Below are 21,300 nucleotides of genomic sequence, written 5' to 3' on the forward strand. Positions count from 1 at the left end.
TAAAAAGCCATGTCAATCACTGACTCCAAATCAAACATTCAAGCAACTATTTATTTACTTTATTAATAAGCGTTCTTATTAATAAACCCTTTAAACACAGTTAAAAATACAATTCGAATATCCAGTAACAATGACCATTGACGAATATATTCAAGGTCAAACTCTATACGCTTTTCCATTTTTTCAAGCGTATCTGTTTCACCACGCCAGCCATTAATTTGTGCCCAACCAGTAATACCAGGTTTCATTTTATGGCGTAACATATAAAAGTCGACTAATTTCCTATACTCTTCATTGTGTGCAACAGCATGAGGGCGAGGACCAACAATCGACATGTGCCCTTGTAAGACATTGATAAATTGCGGTAGTTCATCAAGAGACGTTTTTCTTAATATAGCACCTAATTTAGTAATACGAGTATCACCTTTAGTGGCTTGTTTCACCACACTGCCATTATCAGCAACAGTCATTGAGCGAAACTTCCACACATTAATCGCCTTACCATCTAAGCCATAACGTTTTTGCTTAAAGAAAACAGGCCCACTAGAATCTAGTTTAATTAATATTGAAATAATCAACATAGGTATCGCAATCATGCATAAAATCAATGCAGAACCAATAATATCTTCAAGTCTTTTAGCAAACGATGAAAGCCCACTTAATGGCGACTCATACACACTGATTGTTTGAATAGACCCGACATGAGAGAGGTGACCGTTTAATAAGTTAAAAGTAAAGAAATCAGGTACTAAATGTACATCAACAGTGGTATCACCTAATTCACGTAATATAGATTCAATACGTTTTTGTGCAGCTAAAGGTAACGCAATATAAACGAGGTCATACTTTCCCTGTTTAGCTAACTCAATTCCGGTTGCTATATCACCCTGTAATTTAGAAAAAACTTAGAATTAGAAGATAAACGAATATTATCTCTATCATCAAAAAAGGCATTTAATGTGAAACCAATTTCAGGGTGGTTAGCAAATTCAGTTGCTAGACGAAAACCTGAACTAGTTAAGCCGATAATGGCGACCCTTCTTGTATTCAAACCATTGCGACGACGTTTGTATAGATACAGACGGAAGGACATGCGCCAGCCAATTAACAGCAAGGCACTACTAAGAAACCAAGAACCAATAACTAATCGGGAAAGGTCTTCACTTATTTTGCTGAAAAACAGATAAACTACGACCATAAAAACAGCAAAGAACCAACTCAAAAAGGTATAGAGAGAGAGGCGAGAAGATGAACCTGTTCGCCAAGATCGGTATAAACGAATATTTTCCGCAAAAATAATGAAAGAGAGAGACCCAATAAGGCCAACAATGATATAGGGATCACTTACTTCAATAGAGTGAGCGCCAATACAAAAAAACAACAAAAATTGAACAACTGAAAAATCGACAATTCGATATACCGCAGAGAGTTGATTTATATTGTTCTTAACGAAATCTTGTTCAGTCATAAATCCCTTTACTTCACTATTATTAGACTACATCACTTAGTCACAAAAATGTGATCACAATAACAAAACATAATAACTTTAACAATATTAAAAGTGTTTGATAATGACTATTTCACAACAAATAATGAGAATGAAAGTATCCTTTACAATTAAAGAAAAAACTTTAAAAAACAACAACTAAAAAAGAAATAAAAAAAACACCTCTTTATAAGTAAGTTGATATAAAGAACATTTAAACTACGAATTCATTAAATAAAGCATACTTCATTAATATCAAATAAAAAAGAACAGAAATATATTTTTCAATAATAAGCATGTCGTTTTAATTTTATTTATTGAATAATTTTTTAGCGTACTGATTTAAATTCTTTTCTATATATTCAAAAACAAAATGGCCAACAATTAAGGAGCTGACAACTAAAAATAATAAATAGATTACAAGATTACTCTCTGTAAATAAGTAGAGGTATATCTTATTCAAAATTACCAAAGTAAAAGCATGAGATAAATAAAGTGAATAAGACGAATTTCCTAAAAGGTGAAGAGCTTTCCCAAAAAGGTTTCGCTCAAACGTTTTTAACTTTTCATTAATTAGCAGACCAATATGGAAAACTAACCACATAGGCAAGCCATAAAGAATAAACCTATTAGAAAGCCCCACCACATTAAACAACATTAAATAAATAGCCAATACAATGAATAAAAAGCATATTTGTAAATTATTATTAACCTTTTTAGAGTAAATAATATAAGACAGTGTTCCCATCGCAAACTCTAATAAAAACTGGTCGAAAAAGAAGTGTATGGATAATGAATAAAAATAACTGGTAAAAGGCAAAAAACATAATACAGCAAGTAACCATATTTTATTTAGCCTAGCTGTAAGAACAAGCGCACATAACAAATAGAAATAAAATTCATAGGATAATGTCCAGCCATTTTGAATCAGATACTTACTTTCAGTTGGGAGCAAAAAAAGGATTCTAAAATGAGAGTTTCCCCACCACTACTGTTCACCATAGAAGGGACAATAAGGTACGCAAACAATGCAATTATTGTAAAAAACCAATATAGCGGGATGATTCTAAGTACCCTAGATTTTAAAAACTTTAACGTATTGAAATCTTTATTATCAGTAACAAAACAGATAATAAATCCAGATATAATGAAAAACAGATCAACGCCGGATTCCCCAATATAATAAATCGACGCGTCGGGAATGTTATTTTGCACGGCCTTAATAGTTGAATGGTAATAAACAACTAAAATAGCAGCAATGCCACGTAAATATTGAATTGAATTAATCATGGCTATTATGCTCAAACAGATAAGGATTCAAGAAAGAAAAAAGAAAAACAATTAAAACAGCCTGGCCATCAGCCATGAAGGTAACAACAAATAAGCAATACAGATTAAATAATAAAAGATTAACCGTGAACCTGTTGCTCGCTAAACTTAAAAGAGATAGACAGCCGATCCAAAACAGGTGTAAAAACAAACCTACAATCCCATATTTTACAGACATATCCATATAAAAATTATGAGCACCATTGTTGAGACGTTGATCCGCATAGAAACGCCCCATAGCCTCCGTAATTCTATCTGCACCTATACCAAAAAAGAAATTATCCCTAATAATCTGGTAGGCGTTAATTAATAAACTTTCTCTGTGCATATTAGATGTAAACAAAGCGAGTTTTTCATCTAAAAAATAACTTTCATAAATTTTAATGTCTATAAAATGACTGATTTGACTTAAAATAGAAGGGGCTAACAGAATGGAAAACCCAATTAAAAATATAATCACTCCCTTTAATTTTGGTTTCGCAATAATAATGTGAGTCAAAATAACTAAAAGAATAACCAGCATTACACCTAAAACCCCTTTTCTTTCCATAGAAAGACCAAGAGGTATCAAGCTAATTAAAAAGTAAATCCAATCCTTTCTCATCGCAGAACCATTTGCCTTTAATAATAAAAGCACTGACAGTAACCCAAAAGCATACTTTCCATCGGAAGCAAGTTTGTAACGTGTAAAATGCCCTAAGGAGAAATGGTAAAAAACAGTATATAAGGCTGAAATAGCGATAAATATAAGCATCCATTTATAAAAGGCTTTGCTATCCCATTCTGCATATATTGAAGCAATACCTAAATAAAAGCATACCCATAGAAACTGAATAGATTCTTTAATCGAACTAGAAGTATTATCTAAAAATATCCCTTGTACTATGATATAAAAAGCAATTATCCACATAGGTAAGAATTTAAATTGAAAGAATTTCAAATAAAACTTAGGGAAAATAAATAATGTCAAAAGCAGAGTAATCGCACAAACTAAGTCTGCCACCCTAAGTGTCGCACCGAATAGATGATAACGAAACATGGAGAAATAAAGAGGTAGAATTGATGCGGCTAAAATAGTTAACAGACGCTTATATTTCAACATCGTTGGAGTTTCTAAATATAGTTTATGTAGCGCTATTTCAGGTATCATTTCATACTTCCATTATAAAATTGCTGATACAATAATGCGGTGTTTTCTGCAGAATAATATTGTGCTTTTTTAAAGAGTCTAATGACATTTTAGCATAGAGATCTTTTGACTCTTTAACTTCACATATTAATGCCAATAACTTATCTACATCAGCGACGTCAAATAATGCATCTTTTGATACTATATCGTTAAGCCCTTCTACATTTGTAGCTAAGCATGGGAGACCAGCCGCCATTGCTTCAACCGCCGCTAGGCCAAACCCTTCCCAATTAGAAGATTGAACATAAAGATCCAATGACTCTAAAAATTCTGGGATATCATTCACCCGGCCATAAAAGTATACTTTATTCGAGACTCCAATTTCATCCGCAAATAACTCTAGTTGAGTTCGTAACTCACCATCTCCCGCTAAATGTAGCTCGCAATCACTGTCAAGTAACTTGATGCATTCGATTAACGTTTTAATATCTTTTTGTGGGTGTAAGCGGCCCACCATCCCTATTTTGAAGACCTTCTTATCAAGATCTATATTCTTCCTCTGTAACGAAAAACGGCTTAAATCGATTCCATTACAAATAACCTCGGTTTTCTTAGTTGGCCACTTTAAGTCTCTTAACAGTGCATTTTGGACACCTTTTGAAATACAAGCCGTTTTTTTGAATTTACGAAAAAGAACACTCTCTAACGTTTTGATAAAAAGAATATCTCGACGTCGATAATGTGGGTTATGCTCAGTAATCACTGTCGGAGTTGATGTTAATAACGCAATATATAAAGAAGGAAAAAGGTGCGCGTGTACTAAATCCGCATTGTTCATACGTTTAATAACACCACGTAAACCAATATCTCGTTTATGGTAAACACTAACCCCTAATTGCTTTAACTCATCAACATATTCGTTTTCACCACGCGTTAAAATAACTTCGAACTTAAATTCATCTTTTTGCAAGGTCATTAAATCAACGAGTAAACGCTGCACACCGCCGAGGCGCTGTAAATCATTAGTGATGTGTACTACTTTTTTCATTTGCCAGCCTTGTTTATAAATTCTTCACTACAGAGGTTAATGGCATAGTCATTAATATTCTGGACTTGTTTAATCGATTTTGCTGGAGAACCTACAACGACCATAGCTTCTTCAACATTTTTTACAGCTACAGTTCCAGCACCTAACACGGCATTATCACCAATGTTAATTTTTCCGACAATATTGGTATTTGGGCCAATATAAACATTATCTCCGATTGTCGCTGCATCACTATTATGCATAGCACCAATAGAAACAAACTGTAATAAACTGCAATTATGACCAAGAGTTGTTTTAGCATTGACCACAATGTTCCCATGAGGAATATATAAGCCATAGCCAACTGATACTTTGGGACTTAATTGGACATTAACCTTTCTACCAAGGCCTGCTTTTAGCACTTTAAAAAAGCTAGAAATAACAAAGTTATTTGATCGTGCCATTCTTAAATAAACTTGAAATCTAAAATAAGGGTTTTTCAAAAACAGTTTTAAAAACACCTTGAAATTACTCTTCCCTTCATAACGAAATAAATCACTACGAATCAAAGCTTTTGGAGTCATATTTATCATTATGAAAATGTCCCTATTAAACAAATAAATTGAGATAACTTAAATTTGCACTTTGTTAACAATGACTCGCTAAATTGATTTAATAAAGGGATAAAAGATAAATTAATTGATTTACACTGTTTGAAAAACAGTCGTCTGTCAGCACGCTCTTTAATCTTGAAGCCTTTGAGGCTGACCAATAATGAGTATCTAGCAACTTGATTAATTACTTCACCTTTATCCTCAAAACTGTTAATTGTTTTCATTGAAGAGTTAATTAAATTAAGCAAAAGGTTTGAATAAGTTGAAGTTCGATTGCTAGTTGTTGAGCCTTCACGTTTCCGATAAAACACTAAACAGCTTGATAAACGCAGAGTCTTTCTGGCTTTTGAAAAAGCATGAATATTGTAAAAAATATCTTCAAATATCACTCCTTCAGGAAATTGCAAACCTTCGAGCATTGATTTCTTGTATAATCGAGTCCAAACAAAAAAACCGTAATGAAAAGGATTTAATTTTGAAGAAGGTAATTGTTCAACACTCGCTTTGTTTTCTTCTGGTAAAGTACCGGTAAACTCTTTGAAATCAAATTCAATAATATCGTATTCAGAAGTGCTGACATAACGACTTAACGTTTCCCAGTAATAGGAAGAAATAGCATCATCCGAATCAATAAAACCTATATATTCACCTTCTGCACTTTTTAAAGCAACATTACGCGCTGCGGCTTGTCCTTGATTAATTGACTGTTTTATTATTTTATAATGAAAGTTTATTAAAGGGGCATGCTCTTCAACAAATTGCTCACACACAGTAATGGAATGTTCAGGACAACAGTCGTCAACAAAAATAACTTCCACTTGTTCACTATTAACACCCACCAATAAACTCGTCATCAAATCAGGTAGATAATCAATAACCTTATAAACAGGGCAAATCAGAGATACTTTAATAGTCATCTTATGAGCCCTGCTTTTTATTCATTACACCATATTCCTCAGCATAATTGTTTAACATGACGGGTAACGAATATTTTGCTAAATATAAGTCATAAGCAGCTAATCCGTGATCAATTATTTTTTGCTTATCATCGATATATTCACGCATTGATTGTGCCATCACTTGTGCATTTCTGATAGGTACTAAATAACCTGATTTTTGCTCGATAATTAATTCTGAACAGCCACCCACATCAGACGTGACCACTGCTTTTTTACAGGCCATCGCTTCAATAATACTGCGTGGTAACCCTTCCCAAAAACTTGATAATATAAACACATCGGCTTCTGCTAATTTCTCTGCAAAGTTATCTACTACTCCACAAAATTCGATCATACCTTCAGGAAAGTCAGCGAAACGCGCTTTAACCTGCTCTTCGTATTGTCCATCACCGTAAATACTCAAAGTAAAAGGTTTCTTTTCAGCAAGTAACTGATGACAAGCAGCAGCTAAAGTCACGTAATCTTTTTGATCTTCAAAACGCGCAGCAGTGATGAAATGAACCGGTTTTTCGGTTAGTTGCCAAGTGTCACTATCTTTTCCCAACATACCATTTCGAATAACTAACAACTTTTTATCGGGTACCCCAATGCGCAAATATTCATTCTTATCAAACTCACACACACCAATGATCTTTGATGGTAAAATAGATAACATTTTTTCAATTAACTGATACTTTTTATAACCTTTATTTTCAGGGGTATTCACAAATGGGACACCATGTGGAACATAATAAGATCGCTTGAAAGTTAACATTGCAGCCATACGACCCAACGCACCAATTTTAGCAGTGTGCCAAGAACACACTTGTGGGTTTTCAGAGATAATCAACCAAACTAATTTTAATAATGAAAAAAGATCACTAAACGGACTTACCTCTCTTTTAAGTCAGTCAAGGCATGCACTTTAAAGCCTGATTCACGTAATTTATCAATCGCTTCACCGTCGCCGCCTATGGCATAAACAACCTCAGCACCTTCATCACGAAATTTTTCACCTATTTGGCAAATATGTTTAAATGAACCCGATACAATAGTATCTGAACGTGTCATTCCAATTAAAACTTTCATTTACACTATCCCTGTTAATTTTTTATAAAGCGTTAAATATTGGTTTGCAATAACATTTACCGTGAAATTTTCAGCAATTAATTGCTCTGAAAAAACTTTAACTGAATCGATATCTTGATTATAAAGTTGTATGCCTTTTATCGTACTGTTTTTAATATCTACGGCATCGAAAGACTCTGAAATGTAACCATTTTTTCCATCTGTTATTGCATCACTTGCACCACTGACAGGAGTTGAAACTAATACTTTACCTGCCAACAATGCCTCTAATAATGAATTAGAAAAACCTTCAGCTTCAGAGGCATTAACAAATACATCGAACTGCTGTATAAATTCCACTGGGTTATTCACTTCCCCATGAAAAGTGACTTTATTCTCTAACCCTTTTTCTTTGATATAGGCTTTAGCGGAAGCTAAAGCACTGCCACTTCCAATCAAATGAAAATGAACGTTCTGCTGTTCATTGGCTAATAAGACAAACGACTCCATCAATACATCCACTTTCTTTATACTTTCTAGGCGACCATGATAAAAAAGGTTAATAATCGCCCTATTTTTTTCTTGTAATGACTTATCCACACCTAGATCAGTATTAATTAATGCAGTGTCGATACTGTTAGGTATATTGATAATATTTTTAAACCCAAACGCTTTACAGTTCTGTGCAATCACATCAGTAATAGCGACCACTGTTGGGTTCGTTTTTAAAACAAAGTTAGCCATAATAGGGCCAAAGAGTTTTTTGGCCTTTAAAGCATTAAAATCCATAAACTGATTCGAATTCCCAACTTTAATCAATATTGGCTTATTGAATAAGCGAGCGACACAACAACCAACAAAAGCACCAAATTTACCTTGGTGACAATGAATCACGTCAAAGCTTTTATGATTGAAAGCCGCCCAAATTAACACTCTTAATAACCAGTAAATTGAAAATGGAATCCAACGTCCTAATAAATCCGGTGCGATCGGTGAATACAAACGAGTAACCGGCACTTCATTTAATACTTCTTTAGCTTGTCCTTTGTATTGTTGGCGAGATGTTAAAATCTGTACATCAAGCCCTTTCTTTTTAAGACCTTTAGAAACACGCCCACATTGTTTTTCTGCGCCGCCAAATACATCTGGCATATATTGACATGTAAGCATTAATATCTTCATAGACATTACTTAGTACCTTTTTGTTTAATTATTTAATAAATTTATTTTTTAAGTAGGCAAAGATTGGTTTTTCAAATAATAGGTAAGCAATGACTCCACTTAATACACCTAACATTATTAAAATAAACCACGTGATAAACGGTGGAAGAAAATCAGGAGGTAATAAAATCCCTCTCTTCCATACACCTGACATAATCATTAATGGAAACATGTGAAATAGATAAATAGAGTATGAAGCATCACCACATAAGTTAAAAAATTAGGGTATTTGAATGTTTTTAAGGTTGGCTGAAAAACAAATAACAGAACAATTGCAATAGCAATAGAACTCCGACTTAAAAATGTTGGCGCATTCAGCCTCCATTCATCTATTAAGACAAAAGCCAAAACGAGCCCAGTAATAATTAATAACGCCAAAATGGTATGCCTTGCATGCCAGTTTATTGGCTTTTCGATGACAATAAAGGCTACCCATCCACCTAAAGCAAAAGCTAAAGTACGAGAATTAGTGATGACCTCAATGATAGGAATAGTCGTATCAATAAAAATCCCTATGATAGATAAACAAGCAAAGCCAATTGTTAATATTTTTAATATTTCAATGGATTGAAACTTCATTGATATTAACAATGTAATCGCTAAATAATAAAAAACGATATAATGTAATGTCCATCCGATTTCTAGAATGGGTTTAATGTTGCCATCGATATAAATAGGATTTAACAAAATCGAATTAACAACCTGATATAAACTATAGTTGGCAGAGGCTCCTGGTACCATAGACAATATTAATAAGCAGGCTAAACCTACCCACCATATAGGGTATATCCGAATAATCCTTTTTTAAGAAAATCCATTGCATCTTGTTTTCTATTCCAAGTGGTATAAAAGCAAAAAAACCAGATAGCACTAAAAACAAATCAACGCCTAACGCACCAAACACTTTCGTATAGCCTTGTTCGACTTGCCAAAAGTAATCAGTAAACTCTAAGCTTTCAAATCGTTTTCTAATAACACCATGTGAATGAGAGATAACAATAAAGATTGCTCCCATCGCCCTTAAAAAGTGTAAACTGGTCAGCCTCATATTGATTCCTTTCAATAAATAAATGAAACAATTCCACACCTAATACAAATGGTATGTCACTCAACTATGAACGTAATCTTTTTACATTTAACACTATTTCCGTTACTTTTTTTGGAAAAATAATTAGATAAAACATTGCATACACAGAGATTCCAATAACGATGCTAACAATCACCTTAATGATCGGTTCTAAGCTATTTATCTGAGTTTGTAAGCAAAGATAAACCACCCCTCCCATAAACAAAGCACACACTAAAGAAGGTATTACCCCCTAAAAATTCGGCTAACTGAAAATGAGAACTTCTTTTTAAGAATAAAAATCATTATTACGCTAATCAGAGTTGTCACTGATATAGTAGAATAAACAACATGATAGATTGAGTACTGGGCTGAAATACTAACGAGACTTAAAACGACAACGAACTCAACCACACGTATTCTAAAGGGTATATGTGAATTGTTGGTAGCATGACAAAGTTGGCCAAAAAATAATTTAACGTAACGCCCATCCCGCCTAAACATAAGATGGACAACAACTGCCCACTTTTCAACCACTTCTCCCCAAAAATCAAATGGACTAAATCAGCCCCTATAATAAATGTCCCCACAAATGCCGGTAGTGCAAACATTGCACATGTAGTAATAAAATTTAGGTAGCATTTTTCCAATTCAATTGGTGACTCTTTTAAATTAGCAAAGGCTGAAAAAGAGACATCAACAATCGGTTTGATTGTAAATTGAACGATAACATCCAATAATTTCCCCGCTATTTTAAAAACCCCTAAAGTAGCGACACCTAAAAAATAACCAACAATTAATTCAACAAACCTAAAAATACCCTGCCCAATCAATGAACTTAAAACGATAGGCTGCCCTTGCTTTAAAACATTTGTTACACGGGCATAAGAGAGATGCCATGAAGGACGCCATTTAACCCCCTCCAAACTAAGACTAACAGGATAGTTGTTGATATGATTTTTTGGATAATCAAGCTATAAAAACCAAAGTCATTATAAGCCAAGTAAATCGCAATGCTGCCAGCAAAAACAGAGGAACATAATAGCCTTATTGCTAATGCTTTAAACTTAAACTCCTTCTTAAAAGCCCTTCGGGCGTTGTAGACAAAGCTTGCATTAAGGGAACAACAGATAATATTTGCAAAGATATTGCTAACCCCGGCGCCTCAAAAAATGCCTCTAAAGAAGAAGAAAAAATAACAAACAAAATACTCGTTATTAAACCGAGCAACAACGTAGCCATAAAAGCATTATTTTCAATAGTGCTATCTGACGAATTAACATTCCGCACAACTACTTCAACTAAGCCAAACCGAACTAACACATTGGTCAACTCAACAAAAATAATCGCTAGCGCTGCAGTGCCAAAATCAACTGGAGATAAGAGTCGTGAAAGAATAATAAATATAATTAAGCCAGAAAATTGATAAGCCGAATTGCCTATTAAACTCCAGATCGATCCCTTCACTATTTTTTTATTTAAGGTCATGTACCCACAAGCACTCTAAAAGACAAAATTACATTAAAAACAGACACTTAACCCATAAAACCATCAAAAAAACACAGTTAACGGTTAAGTATCATCAACGGCAGAAGTACCAGTTTGCTATGTAATAGCAAACTGGTTAGTCCACTTTAGGCATGATACATTTTGTACCAATCAACAAACTGTTGCATACCATAATCAATCTGTGTGTCTGGTTTGAAACCGACCTCTTCCTTTAGACTATCAATATCCGCAAAAGTTGCCGGTACATCTCCCGCTTGCATTGGCATATAATTCTTTTTCGCTTCTTTACCTGCCGCTTTTTCTATCGCTTCAATAAAAGTCATCAACGCAATTGGTTCATTATTACCAATATTAAATACTTTATAGGGTGCTTTACTTGAAGAAGGTGAAGTATTTGGATTGTCTGCGTTACGCATTGGCACCACATCTTGAATGCGAATAATCCCTTCAACAATGTCATCGATATAGGTAAAGTCACGTTTCATCTTGCCATTGTTAAACACTTTAATTTCGCGGTCATTTAAAATGGCATCAGTAAATAAAAACGGCGCCATATCAGGACGTCCCCATGGGCCGTAAACGGTAAAGAAACGTAGTCCAGTAGTAGGTAAGTCGTATAAGTGACTGTAACTATGAGCCATTAACTCATTTGATTTTTTGGTAGCTGCATACAAAGAAACCAGGTGATTAACTTCATCTTCCGTAGAAAATGGCATTTTTTCATTCATACCATAAACCGAGCTAGATGATGCATAGACAAGATGTTTCACTTTATTATGTCGGCACCCTTCTAAAATAGTGGCCATCCCCACTAAGTTAGAATCAATATAAGCCATTGGATTTTCAATAGAATAACGCACGCCAGCTTGGGCTGCGAGGTGAATAACACGGTCAAATTTTTCTTCAGAAAATAGACTTTCCATTCCTTCTCTGTTTGCTAAGTCAAGCTTTACAAAGGTAAAGTTGTCGAATTTATCAAGGCGTTTTAAGCGTGCTAACTTCAAGTTAGGATCGTAATAATCATTTAAATTATCCAGACCAATAACATCATGCCCTGCGTCACATAAACGCTCTGACACAAAGTTGCCGATAAACCCTGCTGCGCCTGTTACTAAATATTTCATCTGCTTACTACCTTTAAAAGTTAAATTAGTTTTACTAAGTACTTAAATTTAAAATTATCATGTCAATGTGTTTGGATTTTTCATTTTTGTAAAATTACAGGTAATCCATTATTTTTTCTTTTAAAATTTCTTCTACAACATATTGAGACCCTTCAACCGATAAATGACCATAATCGAATACTAAAGGGGTATTATTGTTATCCACTTTAGCCAAGCAACCTTCTTCATTGCATAACTCGTCTAATAATGAAATATGTTTAATTTCTGAGTTACCGTAACGCTCATGTAATTGACGATTTATTGTAAATAGAGAAGTCACAAAAGATCGATCTTCTATTATGGTTTTAGTTGGTTCAAAATGCCTTTTAGCGATTGTATTTGGTAATGATGGTTCCCATTGTGGAACAGGACCTATTAAGATAATTTTTGATTTTAAATTGTGTTTCGTGATGTACGAAAAATTTCATTGTAATCATTTTTATCGTGATCAATATGTTGAACTAGAATAATTACTTTTGGTTTTATTTTTAGTATTTCATCTTTGGCTTTAGCGTTTGCTCTATCACAAGCGACCCTATATTCACCATCTAGTTCAGTATCCTCTTTAACAAGTGGCCTACAATTAGAAGTGGTAATTTGACTTATATTTTCACCGCTAAATGATTTTCTAATACCATAAGATAAAGATTTAGCATGAGAATCACCCCAAATGAAAATCCCACCTTCACCTTTATTGAGGCAACTATTAGGTATGTCATTTTTAGGTTGGCGTTCAACAGTATCAAAAAAATTACATTCTGGACTGAATAACCCCATAAAATTTTTAATATAATTATCACGGTGATAGTTAGCCATATACAGAGTTTCTTCCGAATTGCTAATGCCTCGAATAGGTTTATTAACACCATTACTAACAAATACAATCGATCCTAAAAATGCAGTTAAAATACAAAAATATAAAGGTTTACATTTTAAATAACCAAGAAGTTTGGGAAACTCTTTCTTAAATTTAATCGTTTCAATATACTTATGGCTAATAAATCCAAGTAATACTGATAAAAAATTCCAATATATATAAATATGCTATTCAAAGAAAAATAGTAAATAGCAACAACAAAAGGCCAATGCCATAGATAAATCGAATACGACCATTTCCCTATCTTCTGAAAAACAACATTACTTGTTATAAGGCTATTTTCACGGTCAGCCTGTATTATTAAAAAAGCACCAAAAACAGGGAATATAGCTAAGTACCCAGGCCAAGGAGTCCCTTTTGAAATAAAAGCATATGAGACAACGATTAAAAGTAGCCCGCCCCACTCAAAATACTTTTTACTTTGCTCTTTTAGTGAAAGTGGATACAAGAAGGCTACACCGCCGAGCATCATCTCCCATGCTCTTGTTGGTAATAAATAATAAGCTTGATTGGGCCATTGATATGTTGAAATAGCACTCAAAATAAAACTGATAACAGCACCAATTACAATATATTTTTTGATTGTTTCCATTGATACAAAATTTTGTAAAGAGACTAATATTAATGGATAAATAACATAAAATTGCCACTCAACAGATAAAGACCAAGTATGTAAAAGCCACTTTTCATGAGAAGCAGCATCAAAATAGCCCGCCTCCATCCAATAGATAAAGTTAGATAAAAACCCAGTACTAGCAGCAATATGTTTTCCTAATGCTCTATATTCTAATGGGGAGAGATAAAACCAGCCAAATATAAGAAGGGCTAAACAGAGAACAGCCAGCGCAGGAATTATTCTATTTGCTCTTGCAATATAAAATTTCCAAATTGAGAAATTATCTGCTTGAATTCCCTAAATATTATCCCTGTCATTAAAAATCCAGAAATAACAAAAAACACATCAACTCCAGCAAAACCACCAGGCACCCAAGAGGGGTTGAAGTGAAATAACACAACGGCAATGACGGCAATAGCTCTAAGACCATTTATATCTTGTCTAAAATTCAACATTTGTAATTCCATACTAAAAAGATAATAAATATCATTTATGTATAATCCATTTTGTATTTATTAATATTAAAAAACTTAATAGATTATGAATCTAAAAGGTTAATTTTCGGTTAGGAACTGTAAGTATCAACCAAAGAGTAAGTAAATGGATAAAACAGAAAGGGAAAAATGTTGTTCATTAGAAATTCCATTTACCTGACTTAACGTATTTATGGTTATTAGCCATAAAGCTAAAAATACAATCCGTTGTACTTATTTTTTAAAATTAAATTGATGATCGTTTAATGTTTACTTAATAATGCGATTTACTTAAAAAGATATATTTCGCCTATACCACTAACGAATTTCTCTAAATAGCTATTGGACCATCACAGTCAAAACGGTATCTATAAAATGCTAACAATGTAGTTTACAAAAACAAAAGACATACTAAATATTTGCCGCTTTTCGTTACAATATAAAACAATAATTTACTTTTACTTTTGTCAAAAAATAATGACTGAGTAATAAATATTAGTGATTTAGATCTCTTTTGTCACTTCTTTTTGGTAATTAATATCAACTTTAGTCAAGTAAAGTAACTTATCGTTTCAATTTGAAATAAACACAATAAAAAACACCTCATTAGAGATACTTACCCATAAAAATCAAATACCTAATAATAGGCACAACATCTTTTGAGATTTATAATCATCAACATAATACAAGGAATAAAAACAAAAATTAAACAGAGTAATTTTTTATTGATAAATCTGTTAGTTAAAAAATTAAGTAGTAATAAGAAGGATAAAATCACATAGGAAGTAACTGGCGACCAGTTGACCAAATAATATGAACGATTAAACTGTATTCATATAACTATTAGTCTATACATTCTGAACTAGTAACCAATATATAGTTGAAACTTAAAATTTTAATGCAGTTTTCTTTTTAACTTATATTGTCTTGGGTTAACTACCTTTTTAAACCACATCTCTTTTAAAAACTGTTTAATCATATGTCCTTTGGTTACTTTAGTATTTTCAGTATCCATTAACTCATAGCCTAACACCTCCAAAGTATGCGCTGCATAATATTGAAAGTCAGCAATCTCTTGATTGGTTAATTTGCTTTGCCAAGCATTAGCACGACTTATATCGGGTGTTTTACCCACTAGTGAATGTTGTTTTTTAGAAAATTCAGGCACAAAATCACCTTTTAATGTGACTTCTTCCAATTCTGGATTGCCCAAGAGGGTTAATATTTTGGCTATTTCTTTTTCACTGTCCCTTAGTAAGTCTTCATATTTGACTAAAATGGTTTTTTCAGGGAATAAAGTCTGAGTGATAAAACCATAAAGGATCTTATTTAACCAAGCTCTAGATGAGTGTAAAAAAGTATTTTCCCCCATTCCAATGGTATTTGAGAATGGGCAACCGCTCTACCGTCTCTAACGATATGTATAAAATAACAGTCCTCAAAGGTAGCATTAAGTAACTTTGCATACATTAAGTTATTAGGAGAGTGGTCGATCCAATAGCCTACGCTCTTATCTTGAGCATATAAACTCAAGATATCATGATAAACCTCGCTATAAGACAAGTAATCCTTATCCTTAAGTTCACTAATATCAGTGTTCCAACGCTTGAACCGTTTATCCTCAGCAAGGTTTTGTGAGTATGCGTGAATTGAAATAGGATATTCAAATGGAATATCTGTTTTAAATAAAGACTCAGGTGTCACAACGCTATCTTTGATCGTTGATAACAAAGATGCCAACATAGTTGTTCCGCTTCTGTCAGCACCACCAATAAAGATACATTTCATATTTCACCTAAAAATTTATGCATTAATGTTGAATAAAGCCTAGCCTCTAAAAGGCAACTCTACTAATTAAAAATACATTTCCTAGCAAATTATATAATACATAAAGCCAATACAACTAAGTAAAATTCAAAGCGTGATTGACTAATACCAATGATTTTAAATAAGTTTTTATAAATGTTGTATAAAAAGAAATTACTTTAACAAGTTAAATAGTATGATTAATATAACCAATAAAAATTAGCTAATTTTAACCAGATATTGAGTCGCTTCTTTATTAGACGCCGTTACAAACAAAAGTTCAATGGTATTTAGTTTATTTTTTATTGCTTTTTTTATGACCAATAAACTGAGATAATTTATGAGATTCAGGGAAGATATAAACGGACTTAGAGCGATTGCAGTTATAGCGGTGGTATTATTTCATTTTAATGCAGCTTGGATACCTGGTGGTTTTGCTGGTGTAGATGTATTTTTTGTCATTTCAGGTTTTTTAATGACAAGCATTATATTTAGAGGAATTGAGCAGCAATCATTCTCAATTTCAACATTTTATGTCGCCAGAGCCAATAGAATTATTCCAGCGCTAGCTGCATTGTGTTCTACCTTACTGCTTTTCGGTTGGTTTTTTATTACCCCTATTGATTACACTGCATTAACCAAACATATCGCAGTAAGCATGACCTTTTTATCAAATATTGAGTATTGGAGAGAATCTGGTTACTTCGATATTGCTTCACATGGAAAGTGGCTGTTACATACTTGGTCATTATCAGTTGAATGGCAATTTTATATTATTTATCCGTTAGTATTAGTAGCTATGCACAAATTTATGTCGTTAAAGGCGATGAAATTTACGTTATTAATTACTACTATACTACTGTTTATTTTTAGCATTATAGCAACGCACCTATGGCCTAACCCAGCGTATTATTTGTTACCTACACGCCCTTGGGAAATGATGTTTGGAGGAGTCGCTTGTGTATTCCCTTTCACAATACCATTTAGATATAAAAAACACCTAGAGTTGACTGGCTTATTAATGATCATCAGTGCTTATTTTTTATATCGCAAGACACTCCTTGGCCAGGTCATTTAGCTATACTTCCTGTTTTAGGTGCTTTTTTAGTTATACAGTCTCAACGTGTTGACAGCTTATTAACTAGTAACTTTATTTTCCAAAAGTTAGGTGCTTGGTCCTATTCTATCTACCTTTGGCATTGGCCTTTGGTTGTAGCTATCTACTATTTTTCGTTAGATACAGTTTATACCTACTTCGGAATTATATTGTCTATAGTATTAGGTTTTTTGAGCTATCGATTTATCGAAAAAATAAAATTTAAAAAGAATATTGACCGATTATCTTTTTTAACCTCGAAACCTGTGCATATGGTCTTAATTCTTAGTGTATTGTCTTCTTATGTTTTTATTAATGAAGGCAATAATGGCTGGTTGATACGACAGAATATACCAACACAAAAGACTTATACCATGTTATCTAACCTTACAACTGAAACAACAAATTGGGGTATGAATGCTAAAGGTGTACAAGCGTTTTCTGAATGTCGTTTTAATACAGCACACTTAACAAATGATATCGCATCGCGCTTGAAAGAATGCGTTTCCAAATACGGTTCAGGTACACTTATTATTGGAGATAGCCATGCTATCGATTTATTCGGCATGGTTTCATCCCGTTTTAATGATGACTTCATAGTCGGCGTCACTAGCAGTGGATGTCGAGTATGGGATGATAAAAATTTATGTCCATACGATGAAGTGAAAGACTTTATCTCGAGCAATAAACACGTATTTAATCATGTTATTTATGAGCAAGCAGGCTTTTACTTATTACTTGATCGCCATGGTGATAAAGGCTCTCGCTATATGTTTGATAAACTAGCAACCAATGCCCGCGTTGAAGGTATTGGTGTTGACAGCAAGCATGTTAACTTTACCCTCGATTATCTCACTGCACTCAGTGAATTAGTCCCTGTTACCTGGTTTGGCAGCAGAGTTGAACCCCACTTTAACTACAAACAAATACTTAGTAATACCTGTGCGCATGACTTTGAACTAAGAGATGGCCAAAAAGCTGTATTTACTGAACTTGATCAATATATAAAATCAAAAGTAGATGCGGTCGATACATTACAATTTATCTCGCAAAATAAAACCCTAGATTATAACTTTCCTGATGACTTCATGACATGTGAAAGTCTATTTTGGGCTGATGGAGATCACTTATCAGCTGTCGGAGAGGCCTATTTTGCAGAGCGTTTACCAGCGGACTTTTTAATTAACCACTTTCTAAAATAAACAATGCAAAGGCACAAACTCAAATTTCGTGCCTTGCATTTATTCATTAATAAAACGTTACTTTAATGAGTTGTTTTTCATTAACTCAATATCAACACCTTTTAGCTTCATCTCATCCATAATGAAATTAACGGTATTCAATAAACGCTGTTCGCCAACAGGCATTAGGTAACCGAACTGGCTTTTGGTGAAGGGGTTTTCTTCACGTACTGCCTGTAGTTTTTTGTTAATGGTTTGATAATAAAGTGCTTCCGGTGTCTCTGTCACCATTACATCTACATCACCATTGGCAACCGCTTTAGGGACATCTAAGTTATTTTCATATTTAACTAAAGTTGCATTATTTAAGAACTTTTCAGCAAACTTCTCATTGGTACCACCAATGTTTACCCCAACTTTTACGCTTGGAAGATTCACTTCCGCTAGGGTATCAAACTGCTCTTCTTTGCCATTCTCCACGAGAAATAACTTACCAAACGTCATATAGCCTTGAGACTGCTCTGCAGCTAATTGACGAGAGATGCGACGCGTAATTCCACCCATCGCAATATCATATTTACCTGCTTGTAGGTTAGGAACAAGATCTTTCCATGTTGTTTGTACAAACTGGACTTTTACACCTAGCTGTTCGCCAAGATGTTTAGCAACGTCAATATCGTAACCAAAGTAGTTTGAACCATCGTAATAGGAGAAAGGTTTGTAATCACCTGTTGTGCCAACGGTAATAACACCCTTTTCTTGGATATCATCGAGTAAATCTGCTTGCGCATTAAAAGTTAACGTAGCGAATGAAAGTAAAGCCATTTGAGAGAGTTTCATAAATATCCTTATAAGAAGTAGAATGGAATTGTTTCTATTAAAGATGAAACTAACTTAATGTCAATGGCTTATAAGGCAGCGTAAATTAATACTAAGTGGAATGATTGTTTGCTATGAAGATCGAAATTAACTTTACCTTACATGAATTAATGGCTTCGAAAATGAGTAATACAGCCTCTAGAAAGCTGCATTACTCCCAAATACGCACCTATTTAGCAGCAGCGCTAGTTAATGCACTCAACACATTAGTTACCTTAGAAAATACCGCATCACATCCAGTTACCTGGTGACGTTGCTTCATGTACTCAGGGTTATTGTAAGATATCCACACTTTACCATTAGCATCTTTAGCAATGAGCACTTTCTGTGGTAAGTCGATTGCAGCTTGTTGCTCACACTGCATGATTGGAGTGCCTACTTTAGGGTTACCAAAAATCAGAACTTGTGTATCTCGTAATTCGAGGTCAACATTTTCCGCATTTTTTTATGATCAATACGCGCAAAAAGCGTTAAGCCTTTTTCAGATAATATATCGACAAATCGATCTGCTGTTTCTTTTACTGAATGGTGACTCTCAACAGAAGTAACCCCTCTGAGGCATAGCTATGACTTGTTACAAAAAAAGATAAAAATAGTAATGGGATAAGCTTTTTCATGATTATTTCTCTCGGTTTAGGTTTTTATGACGGTAAAAATAAAACAGAATTCAAAGTAACACCTTATTTTTTAACAAGCTACTTTACTTTATAGGTATTCAGTCTAGGTAAGTATTCACTATTTTACAGTGCTCACATATTAGCCTTAAATAAGCGAAGACAGTGCTTTTTCTAAACGTGGTAGGTTTGATGATTCCGTTAAACCAAATCGAAGTGCATTTTGCTCGTCAGTTAGCCTTACATATACTGCTTGGCTACATAATTTCTCATAAATATCAGACGCATCATTTAAAAACACAGTAATAAACAAAGCATTCGCTTCAATACGCGCATTCAACAGGTATGATTTGAGTAAGGCTTGCATTGCTTCACTCTGTTGATTAAGTCTGACCTTCTGTGAAAGTTGCCACTGTTTATCCTGTAGCGCTTGCTCAGCAATAAATAACGCAGGACCATTAATTGACCAAGGGCCAATACTTTCTTTAATCATGTCTAGCCATTGTTGTGTGGTACAAGCAAAACCAATACGGATTCCGGCTAAACCAAAAAATTTACCAAAAGAGCGTAAAACAATTAGATTGTCATATTGATTGTCATTGATGATATGCGGCACAAAGCTGAACTCAGGTTCAAATATATCTGCAAAAGCTTCATCAATAATCAATAAAGCTTGTTGCTGTTGGCAATGTGTTTTTAATTGCGTTAACTGAGTAATGGAAAAAGTATCAGTAAGTGGATTGTTTGGATTGATCACCACCACGACACTGTTTTTTTCAATATTATCGGGTAATGTTTGTTGATAAAAATGCAACTGATAACCAGCTAAAAACCAAGCTTGTTGATGCTCTTTATAACCGACTTTGGGCAAGTAGGCGTGCTTCATTTCACCTGTATTCACTGATCGATTTTTATCATTCCAAAGTGTAGGTAGCTTTTCGATTAACTGCTGACTTCCCGCTACTGGCCAACAATAATCTGCTTGATAATAATGTTCAGCAGCTTTAATTAGAGATTCAGAAATAGTGGGAAGATCCTGCCACACTTTTGCAGGGATAGTAGGAATAGCATAACTAAAAGGAGCAATACCCGTAGAAAGGTCTAGCCAATCTTGTTCAGGAATAGCATACTTTTTTGCCACTTTACTCAGCTGCCCACCATGTACGATCGCCATTATTTCAATAAACCTTGTTTAATTTTTTTGAGAA

25 protein-coding genes and 1 pseudogene are annotated in these 21,300 nt (G+C 33.9%); 2 read left to right on the forward strand and 24 right to left on the reverse strand.

Features of this window, described 5'->3' with window-relative positions; all coding sequences use genetic code 11:
• Positions 1-62: 62 nt before the first annotated feature.
• From ACLKL2_RS07200 to ACLKL2_RS07300, 21 genes and pseudogenes are all read right to left on the reverse strand, one after another.
• Positions 63-881, reverse strand: coding sequence for an undecaprenyl-phosphate glucose phosphotransferase (locus ACLKL2_RS07200; protein WP_413694278.1), 819 nt, complete (start codon positions 879-881; stop codon positions 63-65).
• Positions 878-1,468, reverse strand: coding sequence for a hypothetical protein (locus ACLKL2_RS07205; RefSeq protein WP_413693885.1), 591 nt, complete (start codon positions 1,466-1,468; stop codon positions 878-880). The genes ACLKL2_RS07200 and ACLKL2_RS07205 overlap by 4 nt, the downstream gene beginning before the upstream one ends.
• 328 nt (positions 1,469-1,796) lie before the next feature.
• Positions 1,797-2,441 carry an acyltransferase family protein gene (locus tag ACLKL2_RS07210; protein WP_413693886.1) on the reverse strand — a complete coding sequence of 215 codons (645 nt, stop codon included), beginning with the start codon at positions 2,439-2,441 and terminating at the stop codon, positions 1,797-1,799.
• Positions 2,414-2,776: an acyltransferase family protein gene (locus ACLKL2_RS07215; RefSeq protein ID WP_413693887.1), complete on the reverse strand. Its 363-nt coding sequence runs from the start codon at positions 2,774-2,776 to the stop codon at positions 2,414-2,416. The genes ACLKL2_RS07210 and ACLKL2_RS07215 overlap by 28 nt, the downstream gene beginning before the upstream one ends.
• Positions 2,769-3,965 carry an O-antigen ligase family protein gene (locus ACLKL2_RS07220; RefSeq protein WP_113818628.1) on the reverse strand — a complete coding sequence of 399 codons (1,197 nt, stop codon included), beginning with the start codon at positions 3,963-3,965 and terminating at the stop codon, positions 2,769-2,771. The genes ACLKL2_RS07215 and ACLKL2_RS07220 overlap by 8 nt, the downstream gene beginning before the upstream one ends.
• A gap of 1 nt (position 3,966) precedes the next feature.
• Positions 3,967-4,992, reverse strand: a complete 1,026-nt coding sequence (locus ACLKL2_RS07225; RefSeq protein ID WP_413693888.1) for a glycosyltransferase — start codon at positions 4,990-4,992, stop codon at positions 3,967-3,969.
• Positions 4,989-5,564 carry a hypothetical protein gene (locus ACLKL2_RS07230; RefSeq protein ID WP_413693889.1) on the reverse strand — a complete coding sequence of 192 codons (576 nt, stop codon included), beginning with the start codon at positions 5,562-5,564 and terminating at the stop codon, positions 4,989-4,991. The genes ACLKL2_RS07225 and ACLKL2_RS07230 overlap by 4 nt, the downstream gene beginning before the upstream one ends.
• Positions 5,564-6,502 carry a glycosyltransferase family 2 protein gene (locus ACLKL2_RS07235; protein ID WP_413693890.1) on the reverse strand — a complete coding sequence of 313 codons (939 nt, stop codon included), beginning with the start codon at positions 6,500-6,502 and terminating at the stop codon, positions 5,564-5,566. Before ACLKL2_RS07235 ends, ACLKL2_RS07230 begins: the two co-directional genes overlap by 1 nt.
• Position 6,503: 1 nt before the next feature.
• Positions 6,504-7,373: a glycosyltransferase gene (locus tag ACLKL2_RS07240; protein ID WP_413693891.1), complete on the reverse strand. Its 870-nt coding sequence runs from the start codon at positions 7,371-7,373 to the stop codon at positions 6,504-6,506.
• Positions 7,374-7,414: 41 nt separating this feature from the next.
• A complete protein-coding gene (locus ACLKL2_RS07245; RefSeq protein WP_413693892.1) occupies positions 7,415-7,612 on the reverse strand; it encodes a hypothetical protein in 198 nt (65 codons plus the stop codon).
• Entirely contained in the window at positions 7,613-8,779 is a 1,167-nt protein-coding gene (locus ACLKL2_RS07250) for a glycosyltransferase (protein WP_113818624.1), read from the reverse strand.
• A gap of 192 nt (positions 8,780-8,971) precedes the next feature.
• Entirely contained in the window at positions 8,972-9,499 is a 528-nt protein-coding gene (locus ACLKL2_RS07255; RefSeq protein WP_413693893.1) for a hypothetical protein, read from the reverse strand.
• Positions 9,500-9,524: 25 nt separating this feature from the next.
• Complete coding sequence (locus ACLKL2_RS07260) at positions 9,525-9,860, reverse strand: acyltransferase family protein (RefSeq protein WP_413693894.1); 336 nt, start codon at positions 9,858-9,860, stop codon at positions 9,525-9,527.
• A 407-nt stretch (positions 9,861-10,267) separates the two neighbouring features.
• Positions 10,268-11,366 (reverse strand): annotated as a pseudogene (locus ACLKL2_RS07265) (oligosaccharide flippase family protein).
• A gap of 146 nt (positions 11,367-11,512) precedes the next feature.
• Positions 11,513-12,511 (reverse strand): NAD-dependent epimerase, encoded by a 999-nt coding sequence (locus tag ACLKL2_RS07270; RefSeq protein WP_413693895.1) that lies wholly within the window; start codon positions 12,509-12,511, stop codon positions 11,513-11,515.
• 94 nt (positions 12,512-12,605) lie between these two features.
• Positions 12,606-12,962 carry an SGNH hydrolase domain-containing protein gene (locus ACLKL2_RS07275; protein WP_413694279.1) on the reverse strand — a complete coding sequence of 119 codons (357 nt, stop codon included), beginning with the start codon at positions 12,960-12,962 and terminating at the stop codon, positions 12,606-12,608.
• Positions 12,944-13,366 carry an SGNH hydrolase domain-containing protein gene (locus ACLKL2_RS07280; RefSeq protein ID WP_413693896.1) on the reverse strand — a complete coding sequence of 141 codons (423 nt, stop codon included), beginning with the start codon at positions 13,364-13,366 and terminating at the stop codon, positions 12,944-12,946. The genes ACLKL2_RS07275 and ACLKL2_RS07280 overlap by 19 nt, the downstream gene beginning before the upstream one ends.
• Positions 13,367-13,482: 116 nt before the next feature.
• On the reverse strand, positions 13,483-14,337 hold the full coding sequence (locus ACLKL2_RS07285) for an acyltransferase family protein (RefSeq protein ID WP_413694280.1): 855 nt from the start codon (positions 14,335-14,337) through the stop codon (positions 13,483-13,485).
• Positions 14,280-14,498: an acyltransferase family protein gene (locus tag ACLKL2_RS07290; protein ID WP_413693897.1), complete on the reverse strand. Its 219-nt coding sequence runs from the start codon at positions 14,496-14,498 to the stop codon at positions 14,280-14,282. Before ACLKL2_RS07290 ends, ACLKL2_RS07285 begins: the two co-directional genes overlap by 58 nt.
• A 913-nt stretch (positions 14,499-15,411) precedes the next feature.
• Positions 15,412-15,888 carry a hypothetical protein gene (locus tag ACLKL2_RS07295; protein WP_413693898.1) on the reverse strand — a complete coding sequence of 159 codons (477 nt, stop codon included), beginning with the start codon at positions 15,886-15,888 and terminating at the stop codon, positions 15,412-15,414.
• Complete coding sequence (locus ACLKL2_RS07300; protein WP_413693899.1) at positions 15,846-16,304, reverse strand: sulfotransferase; 459 nt, start codon at positions 16,302-16,304, stop codon at positions 15,846-15,848. Before ACLKL2_RS07300 ends, ACLKL2_RS07295 begins: the two co-directional genes overlap by 43 nt.
• Positions 16,305-16,662: 358 nt before the next feature.
• Here ACLKL2_RS07300 and ACLKL2_RS07305 point away from each other — a divergent pair, with 358 nt between their 5' ends.
• Together ACLKL2_RS07305 and ACLKL2_RS07310 are read left to right on the forward strand one after the other, a co-directional pair.
• Positions 16,663-17,400: an acyltransferase family protein gene (locus ACLKL2_RS07305; RefSeq protein WP_413693900.1), complete on the forward strand. Its 738-nt coding sequence runs from the start codon at positions 16,663-16,665 to the stop codon at positions 17,398-17,400.
• Positions 17,401-17,588: 188 nt separating this feature from the next.
• Positions 17,589-18,620 carry a hypothetical protein gene (locus ACLKL2_RS07310; protein ID WP_413693901.1) on the forward strand — a complete coding sequence of 344 codons (1,032 nt, stop codon included), beginning with the start codon at positions 17,589-17,591 and terminating at the stop codon, positions 18,618-18,620.
• 57 nt (positions 18,621-18,677) lie between these two features.
• Here the strand turns inward: ACLKL2_RS07310 and ACLKL2_RS07315 are convergent, their stop codons facing one another.
• The 3 genes from ACLKL2_RS07315 to ACLKL2_RS07325 form a co-directional block, all read right to left on the reverse strand.
• Positions 18,678-19,439, reverse strand: a complete 762-nt coding sequence (locus ACLKL2_RS07315; protein ID WP_413693902.1) for a transporter substrate-binding domain-containing protein — start codon at positions 19,437-19,439, stop codon at positions 18,678-18,680.
• A 208-nt stretch (positions 19,440-19,647) separates the two neighbouring features.
• Complete coding sequence (locus tag ACLKL2_RS07320) at positions 19,648-19,878, reverse strand: DUF302 domain-containing protein (protein ID WP_413694281.1); 231 nt, start codon at positions 19,876-19,878, stop codon at positions 19,648-19,650.
• A 362-nt stretch (positions 19,879-20,240) separates the two neighbouring features.
• Complete coding sequence (locus ACLKL2_RS07325; protein ID WP_413693903.1) at positions 20,241-21,266, reverse strand: threonine-phosphate decarboxylase; 1,026 nt, start codon at positions 21,264-21,266, stop codon at positions 20,241-20,243.
• Positions 21,267-21,300 lie beyond the last annotated feature (34 nt).

It is taken from the genome of Psychromonas sp. KJ10-2, from assembly GCF_047323255.1.
Lineage (GTDB): Bacteria > Pseudomonadota > Gammaproteobacteria > Enterobacterales > Psychromonadaceae > Psychromonas.